Annotated in this window: 15 protein-coding genes; 3 read left to right on the top strand and 12 right to left on the bottom strand. The window is 65.2% G+C overall.

Features of this window, described 5'->3' with window-relative positions:
- From VFG49_RS14680 to VFG49_RS14730, 11 genes are all read right to left on the bottom strand, one after another.
- Positions 1 to 948 (bottom strand): sulfate ABC transporter substrate-binding protein (locus VFG49_RS14680; protein ID WP_324861792.1); only part of this gene is annotated, 948 nt, incomplete at its 3' end.
- A 123-nt stretch (positions 949 to 1,071) separates the two neighbouring features.
- Positions 1,072 to 2,475 (bottom strand): FAD/NAD(P)-binding protein, encoded by a 1,404-nt coding sequence (locus VFG49_RS14685; RefSeq protein ID WP_324861795.1) that lies wholly within the window; start codon positions 2,473 to 2,475, stop codon positions 1,072 to 1,074.
- 282 nt (positions 2,476 to 2,757) lie between these two features.
- On the bottom strand, positions 2,758 to 3,399 hold the full coding sequence (hisIE, locus tag VFG49_RS14690) for a bifunctional phosphoribosyl-AMP cyclohydrolase/phosphoribosyl-ATP diphosphatase HisIE (protein WP_324861797.1): 642 nt from the start codon (positions 3,397 to 3,399) through the stop codon (positions 2,758 to 2,760).
- Between the two features lie 45 nt (positions 3,400 to 3,444).
- Positions 3,445 to 4,215: an imidazole glycerol phosphate synthase subunit HisF gene (gene hisF / locus VFG49_RS14695; RefSeq protein ID WP_324861799.1), complete on the bottom strand. Its 771-nt coding sequence runs from the start codon at positions 4,213 to 4,215 to the stop codon at positions 3,445 to 3,447.
- Positions 4,209 to 4,937 (bottom strand): 1-(5-phosphoribosyl)-5-[(5-phosphoribosylamino)methylideneamino]imidazole-4-carboxamide isomerase, encoded by a 729-nt coding sequence (gene hisA / locus VFG49_RS14700; RefSeq protein WP_324861801.1) that lies wholly within the window; start codon positions 4,935 to 4,937, stop codon positions 4,209 to 4,211. The genes hisF and hisA overlap by 7 nt, the downstream gene beginning before the upstream one ends.
- Entirely contained in the window at positions 4,934 to 5,524 is a 591-nt protein-coding gene (hisH, locus tag VFG49_RS14705; RefSeq protein ID WP_324861803.1) for an imidazole glycerol phosphate synthase subunit HisH, read from the bottom strand. The genes hisA and hisH overlap by 4 nt, the downstream gene beginning before the upstream one ends.
- Complete coding sequence (gene hisB, locus VFG49_RS14710) at positions 5,524 to 6,588, bottom strand: bifunctional histidinol-phosphatase/imidazoleglycerol-phosphate dehydratase HisB (RefSeq protein WP_324861805.1); 1,065 nt, start codon at positions 6,586 to 6,588, stop codon at positions 5,524 to 5,526. The genes hisH and hisB overlap by 1 nt, the downstream gene beginning before the upstream one ends.
- The gene (gene hisC / locus VFG49_RS14715) at positions 6,585 to 7,688 is read right to left on the bottom strand and encodes a histidinol-phosphate transaminase (RefSeq protein WP_324861807.1); all 1,104 of its coding nucleotides are present in this window, start codon (positions 7,686 to 7,688) and stop codon (positions 6,585 to 6,587) included. Before hisC ends, hisB begins: the two co-directional genes overlap by 4 nt.
- Positions 7,685 to 8,992: a histidinol dehydrogenase gene (gene hisD, locus VFG49_RS14720; protein WP_324861809.1), complete on the bottom strand. Its 1,308-nt coding sequence runs from the start codon at positions 8,990 to 8,992 to the stop codon at positions 7,685 to 7,687. The genes hisC and hisD overlap by 4 nt, the downstream gene beginning before the upstream one ends.
- Positions 8,993 to 9,020: 28 nt before the next feature.
- Entirely contained in the window at positions 9,021 to 9,914 is an 894-nt protein-coding gene (hisG, locus tag VFG49_RS14725; RefSeq protein WP_324861811.1) for an ATP phosphoribosyltransferase, read from the bottom strand.
- Positions 9,911 to 10,246, bottom strand: coding sequence for a YerC/YecD family TrpR-related protein (locus VFG49_RS14730; protein ID WP_324861813.1), 336 nt, complete (start codon positions 10,244 to 10,246; stop codon positions 9,911 to 9,913). Before VFG49_RS14730 ends, hisG begins: the two co-directional genes overlap by 4 nt.
- Before the next feature lie 456 nt (positions 10,247 to 10,702).
- Here VFG49_RS14730 and VFG49_RS14735 point away from each other — a divergent pair, with 456 nt between their 5' ends.
- The 3 genes from VFG49_RS14735 to VFG49_RS14745 are packed head-to-tail and all read left to right on the top strand — an operon-like array spanning position 10,703 to position 13,288.
- The gene (locus VFG49_RS14735) at positions 10,703 to 11,137 is read left to right on the top strand and encodes a MarR family winged helix-turn-helix transcriptional regulator (RefSeq protein WP_324861815.1); all 435 of its coding nucleotides are present in this window, start codon (positions 10,703 to 10,705) and stop codon (positions 11,135 to 11,137) included.
- The gene (locus VFG49_RS14740) at positions 11,134 to 12,648 is read left to right on the top strand and encodes an MDR family MFS transporter (RefSeq protein ID WP_324861816.1); all 1,515 of its coding nucleotides are present in this window, start codon (positions 11,134 to 11,136) and stop codon (positions 12,646 to 12,648) included. Before VFG49_RS14735 ends, VFG49_RS14740 begins: the two co-directional genes overlap by 4 nt.
- 19 nt (positions 12,649 to 12,667) lie before the next feature.
- Positions 12,668 to 13,288, top strand: a complete 621-nt coding sequence (locus VFG49_RS14745) for a DUF998 domain-containing protein (RefSeq protein ID WP_324861818.1) — start codon at positions 12,668 to 12,670, stop codon at positions 13,286 to 13,288.
- A 65-nt stretch (positions 13,289 to 13,353) separates the two neighbouring features.
- Here VFG49_RS14745 and VFG49_RS14750 read toward each other — a convergent pair.
- Positions 13,354 to 14,805 (bottom strand): HAL/PAL/TAL family ammonia-lyase (locus VFG49_RS14750; protein WP_324861820.1); only part of this gene is annotated, 1,452 nt, incomplete at its 5' end.

The raw sequence follows: 14,805 nt of genomic DNA on the forward strand, positions 1-14,805 counted from the left end.
CTGGGCCTGGCGCCAGTCGCCGAAAACTTCATTGATGGTGAAGGTATGGGCTGCGGGAAACTGGTTTGCATAGCGCGCGGCTACTTCCGGGGAGCGGGGGCGGTAGTAATTCTTCGCCGCGATATCCTGGCCCTGCGGCGAGTAGAGGAACTGCACGTATGCCTCCGCCACCGCGCGCGTGCCATGTTTCTCCACATTGCTGTCGACGACGGCCACGGGCGGCTCGGCGAGGATGGTGATCGATGGCACCACGATGTCGAATTTCTCCTTGCCCAGCGCCTGACGCGCCAGCAGCGCCTCGTTCTCCCAGGCGATCAGCACATCGCCAATGCCTCGCTGAGCAAAGGTATTGGTGGCGCCGCGGGCACCGGTATCGAGCACCGGTACATGCTTGTACAGCTCTTGCACGAAGGCGCGCGCCTTGGCCTCGTTGCCACCCGGCTGTTTCAGCACGTAACCCCAGGCAGCAAGGAAATTCCAGCGTGCGCCGCCCGAAGACTTCGGGTTGGGCGTCACCACCTGGATGCCGGGACGAACGAGGTCGGGCCAGTCCTTGATGCCCTTGGGATTGCCCTTGCGCACCAGGAACACGATGGTGGAGGTGTACGGCGACGCGTTGCCGGGCAACCGCTTTTGCCAGTCTTTTGCGAGCAGGCCGCGATCGGCGATGGCGTCGATGTCGTAGGCCAGTGCGAGCGTCACCACGTCGGCGGGCAAGCCTTCCGCCACGGAACGCGCCTGCTTGCCAGAGCCGCCATGCGACATCTGAATGGTGAGCGCATCGCCATGCTGCGCCTTCCATTGCTCGACAAACGTGGCGTTGACCTGCCGGTAGAGTTCGCGCGTCGGGTCATAGGAAACATTGAGCAGGGTGACGTCCCTGGCGGCGACGGCGCCACCCAGCAGTGCGCCAGCAGCAGCCAGCAAGATCGGGATGAACTTCTTCATGACGACTCCTGCGGGGAACGAACGATCAGACTATCGGTGCACCGAATGGCTGCGAAATCGCAATATGGCATAACCACATGCGTGAACCCTGCGAGAAATCAGCGCATGGCGGGGAAAACGCGGCTAGAGGCCTTCGAGGGCGACATCGACCGACGTCTCGCGCCCAATCTCCTTGGCCAGCTTGACGGCCAGCTGATGGGCCGCGGCGCGGATTTCAGGCATGGCCGTGCATTCCCACAGGTTGCCACGCAACAGCGAACCCACCGCATGAAGACCCGGCTGCACGGTTCCATCGGCACGCAGCAATTGCCCGTCGGGCTGCGCCAGCACGCCCAGCTGCAGGGGGTCGGCCACGGCCAGGCCATCGTGCAGCAACTGCGAGAGCAACTCGTGCGAAGCATAGGCCACGGCGGTGTCCAGGCCAGTCGCCTGGATCACCAGGTCCGCCTCAATCGTGTTCACCAGCTGCGTCGATCGCTCGCGCAGCGTCAGCTGCAACGGTGAGGTGCCATCGACGTCCAGCACGCGGGCAGCGTGAAGCTGTAGACGCCCCTCTTCCCGCAGCTGATGAATCGCCTCGCCCGAGGCGGGCGCCATGCGATGTCGTGCGGCCTCCCACAGCCAGCGTGCATGGCGCAGGAATTGGCGCCGACGATCGTGTCCCAACTGCTGCCACAAGCGCGCGTTGATGGGACGCATGCCGTCGATCACGCTACGCCAGTCCGGCGATGGCGAATCATCGAGCGCGATGCGGACCTTGCGCAGCATGGCCGGCACGTTGGTGCAATGGGACAGCGCGCGGTTGAGCGCTTCCTGCCCGGCATAAGGCGTCAGCGGCATCGCCGAGTGCGTGAACGGCAGGAGGCCGTGCCTCGACACGGCCACCAGTTCCGCGTGGGGCCAGCGCACCGCTGCAGAAAGCAAGGTATCCACCGCGGTCAAGCCCGTCCCGATCACCGCGACGCGGCGCGGGGGATGCGGATGCCGGTCCAGCCTCCAGGGATCGAGTTCATAGCTGCCGCTGGCAAGCGCTGTGCTGGAGACTGTGCGCAATGGACGCTGCGCCAGCGCCCCGACGGCAAGCACGACATGCGCGGCGTCCACCCAACGATCGGCGCCCACGCGCACACCGTAACCGGCCGCTCCTCGCGAGGCGATCTCGCGTGCGCTTTCCGGATGGATGCGAAAACTGCGCCCTTCGCGCCGGGCCGCGTCGATGCGCGAACCAACCTGTGCCTGGATGAAGTCGCCGAACAGTCGACGCGGAAGAAAATCGGTCCCTTTCACCTGCCCGAGCTGGCGTGCTGCATGGCGGATGAAATCTTCGCCGTGCTCCTGGAATACGCCCATGTTTGCCGCGCGGACATTGAGGAGATGCTGGTCGTCACAGGTGGCATAGGCCACGCCGCGCCCGGGCGCGTGCTGCCCCACGATCCAATGCACCGTGCCCGCGTCATAGCGCGAGAGCAATTCGCCAAAGGCGGCAGCTCCCGCCGCACCACCACCGATCACCGCGATATCAGCCATGGCCTGCTCCTCGATCCCGCGGACACCACGTCGGGCGAAACGCGCCATGGCGTTCGCTCGTTCACGGGCCTGCGGGCTTCATCCAGGTGAAAACAGCCTTCACGTACGAAGACCTGACGGAGACATCACAGCAAACCGACCGACGCCGCGCGCCTCCCGCGCGAAACCATCCGTGGCATGACGGCGAAGAAATGTCTGCTGCACGATGCAGAATCAAACACAGGCATCGTTAAACCGCCGCTAGTCATTCGTCGACTAGCCTGCCGGCACATATCCGCGTGGTTATGAGCCCTGCGTCGAAGCCCCGCTGGAGTGGCGGGAGGCCAGCACGCCGGTCACATCGGATAAACCCAGGCCGCGCGCGCGCAAGGTCACCAGCAGGTGGAAGATGAGGTCTGCCGCTTCGCCGAGCAGCGCTTCGTCGTCTTGCGCGACGGCGGCGAGCGCGGTTTCCACGCCCTCTTCTCCTACCTTTTGCGCCATTCGGCGGATGCCGCCATCGAACAACTTCGTGGTGTAGCTTCCTTCGGGACGCTCGTCGTGGCGACTTGCCACCAGCGCGTCCAGCTCGGCGAGGAAACCGGCGCGTGGCCGCACGTCATCGCCAAAACAACTGCTCGTGCCCATGTGGCAGGTGGGCCCCCGCGGCTGTGCCCATACCAGCAACGTGTCCGCATCGCAGTCCATGTGCAGTGACTTCACGGCCAGCACATGACCCGAACTCTCGCCCTTGGTCCACAGGCGCTGCTTGCTGCGACTGAAAAAGGTCACTTGCCCGCTGGCCTGCGTCTTCGCCAGCGACTCGGCATTCATGTAGCCAAGCATCAACACTTCGCCGGTGAGCCAATGCTGCACGATGGCCGGCAGCAGGCCATCGCCCTTGGACCAGTCCAGTCGGGATGCATCGAGAGTTGCGGCGTTCATGAGAAGGTCCTGGTGGAAGATGGCTGGTATCGCGTAGAGGAACCGCTAGCTTCGGACGGTGACGTTCCAGTTTGCGAGCGCCTGTTTCAGCGACGGAATGGCGATCGCTCCGGAATGGAACACGCTGGCTGCCAGGGCGCCATCGACGTCGGCCTCCACGAAGGCGTCGCGGAAGTGTTCCAGCGCACCCGCGCCGCCGGAAGCAATCAGGGGCACCGTGCAGATCGAACGCACCGCGCGAAGCTGTTCCAAGTCATAACCTTCCCGCACGCCATCACTGCCCATGCAGTTCAGCACGATCTCACCCGCACCACGACGCTGCGCTTCGACGATCCAGTCCAGCGTGCGGCGCGCCAGCGCCTGCGTACGCGAGGGATCGCCGGTGTATTGCCGCACGCGCCATTCGCCATCTGCATCGCGCAGGCTGTCCACGCCCACCACCACGCATTGCACGCCGAACGCGGCGGCCAGTTCATCGATGAGCGCCGGGCGTTCAAGGGCCGGCGAATTCACCGAGATCTTGTCGGCGCCCGCATGCAGCACCGCCCGGGCTTCTTCCACGCTGCGGATGCCACCCGCCACGCAGAACGGAATGTCGATGACACCCGCGACGCGTTCCACCCAGCCGCGATCCACGCTGCGACTTTCGGGGCTGGCCGTGATGTCGTAGAACACTAGCTCGTCGGCACCTTCGTCGCGATAGCGCAAGGCGAGGTCCACGATCTCGCCCATCACGACATGGTCGCGAAAGCGCACGCCCTTCACGACCTTGCCGTCGCGCACGTCCAGGCACGGAATAATGCGACGGCTCAGCATGCCAATGCCTCCTGCACGGTGAAGCGTCCCTCCAGCAGCGCGCGGCCCAGGATCACGCCCCTGGCACCGGCCTCGCGCGCAGCACGGATATCTTCCAGCGAGCGTACGCCACCCGACGCCTGCACGGCCAAGGCGGGAACGGCCTCGGTGAGATGGCGGTACAAGTCGAGGTTGAACCCCGCGAGCATGCCGTCCCGATCAATGTCGGTGCACAGCAGGTGTTGCGCGCCTCGCGACGCGTACCAAGGCGCCAGCTCGTCCAGCGTGCGCGACTCGCTCTCGGTCCAGCCTGCGCTCGGCAGACTCCAGTGCCCGTCAATGCGTCGGGTATCCAACGCCAGCGTGAAGCGATCAGCACCATGCCGCGAAAGCCAATCCGCCACGCGTTCCGGCTCGCGAATGGCCACGCTGCCGACGACCACGCGCGAAACACCGGCATCGAACAAACGCCGCAGGTCTGCCTCGGTGCGCACGCCACCGCCCGCCTGAACGCGCATGCCGTCGTGGCTCATGGCCTCGATCACGGCGAAGTTCTCCAGGCTGCCGCCGCGCGCACCGTCCAGGTCCACGACATGCAGCCAGCTTGCGCCGGCTTCTGCATAGCGGCACGCCAGCTCCCGCGGTTCGCAGGCATAGGTCGTCTGTTGGGCGTAATCACCCTGCTTGAGGCGAACGACGCGGCCCTCGCGCAGATCAATGGCGGGAATGACGGTGAAGCTCATAGGTCCAGAAAATTCTTCAGGAGAAGGGAGCCGACCCTGCCCGAGCGCTCCGGATGGAATTGCATGCCGTGGAAATTGCCTCGCGAAATCACGCTGGCAAATTCACCGCCGTGCTCGGTCGTGGCCAAGGCGTATTCGCCCACCGGCGCGGCGTAGCTGTGCACGAAGTACGCCCAGTCGTCATCGCCAAGGCCGTCCATCAGCGGATGCGCGCGCTGGCGGTGCAGGCGGTTCCAGCCCATGTGCGGTACGCGAAGACCTGGCCGCTCGACGAATCGGCGCACTGTCGCGTGAATCAGGCCGAGGCATTCGGTGCCACTTTCTTCCGAGCGATCGCACAACAGCTGCATGCCAAGGCATACGCCAAGCACCGGTTGCGTCAGTGAGCGCATGGTGTCCACCAGGCCTCGTTCGCGCAGGCGCGCCATGCCCGGCCCTGCCGCACCGACGCCCGGAAGAATCACCTTGTCGGCGGAACGGATAGCCTCCGCATCCGATGTCAGTGCCGCTTCTACGCCGAGACGTTGCAGCGCGTAGCGCACCGATCCGATATTGGTACCACCCGCATCCACCAACACCACGCTCATCACAGCAAACCCTTGGTGCTGGGGAGCTCGCTGCCTTCGCGCCGGATCGCCTGGCGCAACGTGCGCGCCACGACCTTGAAGCAGGCTTCCACCATGTGATGTGCATTCTCGCCCCGCACGCTCAGGTGAAGGTTCGCGCCCAGCGTTTCGCACAGCGAGCGGAAGAAATGCGGCACGAGTTCGGTCGGTATGTCGCCGACGCGATCGCGTGGGAATTGCCCATCGAAGACAAAATACGGACGGCCGGACAGGTCGAGCGCCGCGCTGGCCTTGGATTCGTCCATAGGCAGCACGAACCCATAGCGGCCGATGCCTCGCTTGTCGCCCAGGGCCTGTCGCAACGCCTGTCCAAGCGCGAGCGCGCAGTCCTCAATGGTGTGGTGTTCGTCGATATGCGTGTCGCCCTCGCAGCCCAGGGCGAGCGCGAAACCGCCATGCTTGCCGATCTGTTCCAGCATGTGGTCGAAAAATCCCAGACCCGTGTGCACCTGCGGCTCGGCGGGTTTGTCGAGGTTCACGCTGACCGTGATGCGTGTTTCCCGTGTGTTGCGCTCCACCGTCGCCATGCGCGGCGCGTCGAGCAACTGGTGGGCGATTTCATCCCAACCCAATCCCTTCGACCCCACGCGAAAGCCTCGCACACCCATATTGGCGGCGAACTGCAGATCGGTTTCGCGATCGCCCACCATGGCCGAAGCGCTGCGGCTCCAGCCATCATCGGCCAGGTAGTGGCGCAGCATACCCACGCCGGGTTTGCGCGTGTCCTTGTTCTCATGCTGGAAGCTGCGATCGATCAGGACCTCGCGCACCTTGATGCTCTGCGAAGAGAGGATGCGCATCAGCAGCTCGTGCGGTCCGGTGAAATCGGCCTCAGGGAAACTCTCGGTGCCGAGGCCGTCCTGGTTGGTCACCATCACCAGTTCGTAGCCGCTGGCAACGATGCGCTGCAAGGCGGCGATCACCCCGGGCAGCAGTGCGAACTTCTCGAAGCTGTCGATCTGGAAATCTTCCGGCTCCTCGATGAGGCAACCGTCGCGATCGATGAAGAGTATCTTGCGACTCATGCTTGCTTGTTCCATGCCGATTCGTCGGCAAAATCCCGGCTATCCATGGCTGAATGCTTCAACACGGCCAACACCCGATCGTTCTCTTGCGCCGTGCCGATGGTGATGCGAAGCGCGTCGCCAAGTCGCGGATAGCGCCGCACGTCCCTTACCACGATGCCCGCATCCAGCAGACGGCGGTATGCCGTGGCCGGATCATCCAGGCGCACCGCCAGGAAGTTGGCGTGCGACGGCAGGACTTCGCGCACGACGGGCAATGCGGCCAGCGACTTGGCCATCCGTTCGCGTTGCTCGCGCACGATGGCGACATGCTTCCGTGCCTCGATCTGCCCTTCCGGTGTCAGCGCCTGCAGCGCCAGTTTCACGCAGGGACGAGGCAGCGGATACGGCGCAATGATGCGGCGTAACAATGCAATCACCTCTTCGTTCGCCAGCAGTGTGCCGATGCGCGCACCAGCGAGCGCCCACGCCTTGGACAGCGTTCGCAGCACGGCAAGATTGTCGTAGCGATCGATCAGCGGCACCACGCTTGGCGTGTCGGCGAACTCGATATAAGCCTCGTCCACGACCAGCAAGGCACGCCCAGCCAATGCCTCCACAAGACGCTCAATCTGCGCCTGCGCCACCCGCTGGCCAGTGGGATTGTTCGGCGTGCACACGAACACCAGCTTCACCGCCGGCGTGAGCGCTGCCAGCACGGCTTCCACGTCCAGCGAGAAATCCTCGGCCAGCGGAATCTCCAGTACAGCCGCATTCTGGATACGCGCCGATACCGCATACATGCCGAACGTTGGTGGCTGGATTGCGATGGCGTCCTCGCCGGCACGACAGAAAGCGCGCACCAGCAGATCAATCGCTTCATCGCTGCCACGCCCCACCAGCACCTGCGTCGAGCGCACGCCGTACAGTGTCGCCAGCGCTTCGATCAAAGCGGGCGGCTGAGGGTCGGGATAGCGATTGCAATCCAACGCATCACCGGGCGGCGCCCACGAGGACTCGTTCGCATTGAGCAGGGTCGCTCCGCCACTGGCCTCCATGCGAGCGGAGGAATAAGGCTGCATGGCGCGGATCTCCGGACGTGCAAGTTCCACGATGCTCATGCCGTCATCTCCAACGCAGCCAGGCGCAAGGTGACAGCGCGGCGGTGCGCCTCCAGTTGCTCTGCGGCCGCCAGCGTTGCGGTGCACGGTCCGATTTCGCGTAGTCCAGCCGGTGACAGTTCCTGCACGGTGATTTGCTTCTGGTAACTCGCCACGGAGACGCCGCTATAGCTGCGCGCGTAGCCGTAGGTCGGCAGCACGTGATTGCTTCCACTGCAGTAGTCACCCACGGACTCCGGTGTCCACGCTCCAAGGAATACCGATCCGGCGCTCTCCACGCTTGCCAGCAGTTCGCGCGGCTGTTCGACCTGCAGAATCAGGTGTTCGGGCGCGTAGCGATTGCTCACCTCGACCGCCTGCTCCAGCGACGACACCGTGATGAGACGGCTCTGCGACAAGGCCTGATTTGCGATATCCGCACGTGGCAGCGAGGCACACTGTCGAGCCACCTCGACCTCCACCGCATCCAGCAACGCCTGCGATGGACTGAGCAGGATCACCTGCGAATCGGGGCCATGCTCAGCCTGGGACAGCAGGTCGGCGGCAACGAACGCCGCATTCGCATTCCCGTCGGCAATCACCAGCACCTCGGAAGGGCCGGCCGGCATGTCGATGGCGGCACCTTCGGGATCAGCCGATACCTGCAGCTTCGCCTCGGTTACCCAGGCATTGCCGGGGCCAAACAGCTTGTCGCATTTGGGCACTGATTCCGTGCCGTAGGCCATCGCTGCGATCGCCTGCGCGCCGCCCAGCTTGAACACCTTGTGCACGCCAGTAATGCGCGCAGCGTAGAGCACGGCATCGTCGCATCGCCCGTCGGCGCGCGCGGGTGAACACAGCACCACCTCGGCGCAGCCTGCAATGCGCGCGGGTACGCCAAGCATCAGCGCGGTCGAGGGCAATGGCGCACTGCCAGCCGGCACGTAGAGACCAACGCGACTGATGGGACGCAACACCCGCTCGACACGTACACCGCGGGCCGTGTCCAGCGCCACGGGCTGGGGAGCTGCCATGCGATGGAATGCGTCGATGCGCGCAGCGGCCTCTTCGATAGCGGCCTTCAATGCCGGTGCCAGGCGCGCTTCGGCCTCGTTCATCTCCTGCGCGGAGACTTCGATGGCATCGAGCGCACAGCGATCGTAGCGGGCGCTGAGTTCGCGCAGTGCGTGATCGCCATCGGCGCGCACACGCGCAATGATCTGCTCCACGCCATTGCGCAACGTCTCGGCGCGCGACTGCGCCGGCCGGGCCAGCGCCGCGCGTTGCCCCACGCTGTCGAGTGCATTCCAGTCAAGGCGATTCATGCCGTTCCACCCTTCATTCCGCTTGGCATCACGCCAGCATCTTCTCGACCGGCAGCACGAACATCTCGCGCGCACCGGCCTTCTTGATCTCTTCGAGTTGGCGCCAACTCACCTCGCCCGCGCACAGCGCCTGCAGCATCAGCTGGTCAGGCTGGCCTGCGACTGGCAGCAGGGTCGGCTGCGGTCCACCGGGCAGGAGGCGGATCACCGCATCCAGTGCGTTGCGCGAGGTCTGCAGCAGCAACAGGCGCGATTCGCGCACCTGGATCACGCCATCGAGACGTTTCAGCAGCAGGTCGATCATGTCGCCCCGTTCGTCGGTGGGTAGCGCCTCGGGACCCGCCAGAACAGCCTCGCTCTCCAGCAGCACCTCGGCTTCGCGCAGCTGATTGGCCACCAGCGTCCCGCCGCTTTGCACCAGATCGCAGATGGCATCGGCGGTGCCAAGGCGCGGTGCGATTTCCACCGAACCGGCCAGCGTCACCACGCCGGCATCCAGGCCGCGCGTGCGCAGCCACTCACCCAGCAGGCCCGGGTATGAAGTGGCGATACGCATGCCATGCAGTTGTGAGGCTTCGCGATAGCCGGATTCCTGCGGCACGGCGATGGACAAGCGGCAACGCCCGAAACCCAGCGATCGCCATTCGGCAAGCGCCGGCGCTTCGCGCCCGGCGGTGAGCTGGAATTCGCTCAGCACGTTGCGTCCCACGATGCCCAGGTCGCATACGCCCTGAGCGATCAGCCCGGGAATGTCATCGTCGCGTACCAGCAGCAGGTCGACCGGCTCACCTTCGCCAAAACAAAACAGCTTGTCCCGGCTTTGACGGAACGTGAGGCCACAACGGTTGAGCAGTTCCAGCGCAGGCTCGGTGAGCCGGCCGGACTTCTGCATGGCGATACGCAGTCGATCGCGCGGTTTCATACCCTGGCCTTCTTGCTGGCCGCCCGGCGGCGGGCTGCGCGGGCCGCAGCGGCGAGATAGCCGCCATTGCCCTGATTGAGGAAACGCGCCACGCGCCCGATGGTGGTGATGCTGACCGCGGTCCGCTCATGGATCTCACGATAGGCCACGCCATCGAGCAGGTACGGCACCACGCGCCAGCGATCGACCAGCACCTCCAGCTCGGCTGGCGTGCACAGGTCGTGCAGGAAAGCCGACATCTCCTCGGCGTTCTTCAACGAGAGCAAAGCCTCGCAAAGACTGAGCTCGGCTGACTCGGCGGGGGTTTCTGGATCGAGCGATCGGCGCTTCATAATGTACTAATGCGTTAATACAATGGAGAAAATCATACGCGACGCGTGGCGGCGCTGCAACCGGGACAATGCCCGGCCGCACGCATGTCGTTAAGCGAGAGGTCGGCGATCGCTGGTTCTTGCGACGACTCGGCCGCAGCCTCGCCCCCCCCCCCTGCAGGAGCGCACCCGGTGCGCGATGAGCCGACGGAGCGGCGACGCGGATGCGCTGCGGTCGCCTACTGGGTGGGCTCCTACAACGGCGAATGGATCGCGGGTGATTTCTCTCCTGTGGAAGCGCACCTTGTGCGCGACAAACCGACGAAACGGCGACGTCGATACGCCGCGGCTGCCCACAGGGTGGGCTCCCACAAAAAAACCGAGTTCGCCAGCACTCCGAGGTAGCCGCCTTCCGCCCCACCCTCAGTCACGCTATATTAGATAGGTAACCTACCTATTGAGTTAAAGAAGCCAGCCATGCCCCCGATCCCCAGCGATGCTCGCCTGCTGGCCGAAGAACTGCGCACGCCCTTGCGCCGGATCTACCGGCAGCTGCGCCGCGACGCCCACGACGACGGCATTCCACCGCTGCGCAAGCAGCTTCTGATCGCCATCATCGACCAGCCAGGCATCGGGGTCGGCGATCTCGCGCGGCAGGAAAACCTGCGCAGCCCGACCATCAGCGGCCACATCAACGCGATGGTCGCCGCCGGCCTGGTGAAGCGCACCAACCCCGCTTCCGGAGACCGCCGCCGGGTGGGGTTGGTCGCCACCGCCCAGGGAAAGAGCGCCATCGAAGCCCATCGCAAACGGCGCACCGATCAGCTGGCTCAGGCGCTGGCCAATCTCCCGATCGAATCGCGGAACGCCATCCGCGCCGCCATTCCGGCCTTGAACGAATTGGATCTATGACGTCTCCACACACCGACACCACGATCGCCCCCACCGAACGCGAGATACGCCAGGTTTTCATCGGCCTCATCATCATGCTGGCGCTGGGCGCCATCGACCAGAGCATCGTGGCCACTGCGCTGCCGCGCATCGTCAGCGATCTCGGCGGCATGAGCCATCTGTCGTGGGTGGTGACAGCCTACGTTCTCGCGTCCACCGCGACGATGCCGCTGTACGGCAAGCTCAGCGACCAATACGGCCGCAAGCCGATGGTGTACGTGGCAGTGATCACCTTCCTGCTCGGCTCGATATTGAGCGGCGCCGCACGCAACCTGCCCGAGCTGATCGTGTTCCGCGCGGTGCAGGGCCTGGGCGCGGGCGGCCTGGTGCCGCTGGCGCAGATCATCATCGGTGACATGCTCTCACCGACCCGGCGTGGTCGGTGGCAGGGCGTGATCGCCGCGATCTTCGCGATCTGCAGCGTGCTCGGCCCCTTGCTCGGCGGCGTCATCACCGACCTGCTGTCGTGGCACTGGATCTTCTACATCAACCTGCCCGTGGGTGCGGTGGCCATGGTGATGATGGGGCGCGCCCTGCGCCAATACACGCCGCTGCATGCGCGACGCATCGACTACATCGGCTCCGTGCTGATGACGGTGGCGACCGTCGCTTTCCTGCTGGTGCTGACGCTGGGTGGCTCGACCTGGCCGTGGTTCTCGACGCCTCTGGCGAGCATGGCGATCCTGGCGCTTGTCTCCGGCGCATGGTTCGTGCGTCACGTGCAGCGGGAGCCCGAGCCAGTGCTTCCACTGGGCCTGTTCCACAACCGACTGTTTGTCATCGCCAGCACGGTGATGGCGATGACCTTCATGGGCCTGATGGGCGCCAGCCTGTTTTTTCCGCTGTTCTTCCAGTTGGTGATGGGCGCGAGCCCCGCCCGGTCCGGCCTGCTGATCGGACCGCTGATGGCCGGCATGGCGGCATCGTCCTTGTTCAATGGCCGAGTGCTGCTGCGCGCGGGCCGCTACAAGCCCGCGCAGGTCTCCGGACTGGCGATGGCCGCACTCGCGTTTGCCGTGCTCACCTGGGGTGCGGCCACTTCGCAGAGCCTGTTCGTGATCGAGCCTGCCATCCTCGCACTGGGCCTTGGCCTAGGGCTGGTGATGCCGAACATGACCATCGCCGTGCAGAATGCACTGGCGCCCGTCCATCGCGGCGTGGGCACGGCCACGTTGGCATTCTTCCGCTCGCTCGGCGGCTTGATCGGCGTGGCGGGTTCCGGCGCCATCCTGGCGTGGCAGTTGCGGCTCCATGGTGGCACTGGCGCCCTCACGCCCCTGCCCGGCGAAGGAGCAGCGACGGCGACCTGGTCGCGCGCTGCGAGCACAGCGGTGCCGCTCTACCGGCATGCCATCTCCATGACGTTCCTGATCGGCACCTGCGTGATTGCCTGCGCGTTCCTGTTGATCCTGCTGATGCCGGAGCTCCCGTTGCGCGATCATCACCCTGCACCGGCCGCCACGGCCGACTGACACCGGGAATGGAATCGCGATGGACAGATCTCACCATGCAGCATGGCAACGACTGTCCGCCGCCCTGCTCTTCGCCGCTGTCGCGGTGTTCGCGCTGACGGCAGGCACTCTGCAGTTCACGCGCATCGATCTCGATCCGATCGCCATGCCGCTCAGCACTTATCTGCGCGGGCCCGGCGGTTTCTGGTTGCGCGATGCGTACTATCTGATGGCCGCATCGCTCGCCGCGTTCGCATTCGCCGGCTATCGCGCGATGAAACGCGCCTCGCGCAGCGCATTGGTGAGCGCGCTCTTCATGATCGCGGCCCTCGCGCTACCGATTGTGGCTTATACGGTGCTATTCGAGCACACGCCGCAAGAAAACCTCGCGCGACTGGTCCACGGACTGGCGGCGCAGACCACCTTTCTTTGCCTGGTCATGGGCATGTTGCTGTGGTCGTCGCGCTGGCAGCGATCGGCAAGCACGCGCATGCGTCGTACAGGCGTCGTGCTTGCCTGGCTCGCCTTCGTGCAGATGTGGGTGCTGGCGTTGTGGAAGGATTTGCCACCCGGCCTCACGCAGAAGCTGCTGATCGTGCTCATCCTGATGTGGCTGGGATGGGCGGCGATGCAGTTACGGCATGACATACGGCGAGGTTGATTCGCGCACTGGGTACGCTCCTACAGCGGAACGTCGATGCAGGAACGCGCCCGGCACACCCACTCTTACGCTTCGAACACGCGCTGTCTCACCAGCTCGCACACCGTGCGCACGTCGCCATCCATCGCACGGTCACGCGCCATGAAGCCGATGTGCTGGCGCAGCGCATCGTGTGCCTTGCGCACGGCCTCACCCGCGTGGAAGTCGCCTACGCTGGCCAGCGCCTGGGTGAGCTGCTGCACTTCGATGACGAACTGTGCGTAATGCGGGTGACCCTCCCGCGGTGCATTGGATACCTTGCCCGCCAGCGCCTGCCAATCGCCACGCGAGGCCAGGCGGCACGCCGCGTTGAGCATCGCCTGGCGGAAATCGAGCGCCTGTGCCGCGGTATACAGCTCCATCGCGATCACGTACCCAAGGTCCTCCATCATCTCCAGCACGTGGCGCGCCTCGTTGGCACCCATCGACACGTGGTCTTCGGCGTTCGCACTGGTCGGCACCGAGTACACGCTGGCCGGATGCGCGCGCGTGGCGAGGTCGTTCACCAGCGCCGCCGCGGTGTATTGCACGATCATGAAGCCGGAATCCGTGCCGTCCTCATTGCCGGTGAGGAAGGCCGGCAAACCATCATTGGTGGCCGGATCGACCAGCTTGTTGAGGCGACGCTCGGAAATGGAGGCGAGCACCGGGATCGCTGCCTTCACGTAGCTCATCGCCAACGCCAGCGGCATGCCGTGGAAATGGCCGGCGGAGATCACCTGTTCCTCGATGAACTGCGCATTCTCCGCGTCCGGGAAGATCAGCGGGTTGTCAGTGACGGCGTTGAGTTCGATGTCGAACACGCGACAGGCCTGCGCCCAAGCATCGCGCACCGCACCGTGCACCTGCGGCATGCAGCGCAGGCAATACGCGTCCTGCGGCTGGTGCTTCTTGCCGCCCTTGAACGGCAGGAAGCGGCTGTAGAACGCTTCGCGGCCGTGGCGCTGCTTCGGCGGCACGTAATCCCAGGCGATGTCGAAGCGCTGCTGCTGGTCCTCGGGCTCGCGCCACGATTCGGCGAGCCAAGTTCGAAAGCGCGGCACGAGGTGATACGGGATGTCGACCAGCGTCGAGCCTTCGAGCAGCCTGCGAAGATTCGCCGCGGTCTCGACCTGGCCCGGATGCGGCCGCAGCGCGTGCACTTCTTCGCGGAACGCGCTGCCGCGCCCGGCGAACGCATCGAGCGTCATCGCCGCGGCGAGATCGGCCGTCTCGATCAGCGATTCGAGCCTGTCGAGCGCGAGCACGGCGCACGCGAGCATCTGCGTCGTGCCGTTGTTGAGCGCGAGGCCTTCCTTGAACGAAAGCCGCACCGGCGACAGACCGGCCCGCTTCAACGCTTCGGCGCCGGCGATCCGCTCGCCCTTGTAGAACGCCTCGCCGCCGCCGAGCAGCACGATCGCGAGGTGCGACAGCGGCGCGAGGTCGCCGCTCGCGCCGACCGATCCTTTCTGCGGGATCACCGGCACGATGTCGCG

Source organism: Dyella sp. (assembly GCF_035685885.1).
In the GTDB taxonomy this organism is placed as follows: Bacteria; Pseudomonadota; Gammaproteobacteria; order Xanthomonadales; family Rhodanobacteraceae; genus Dyella.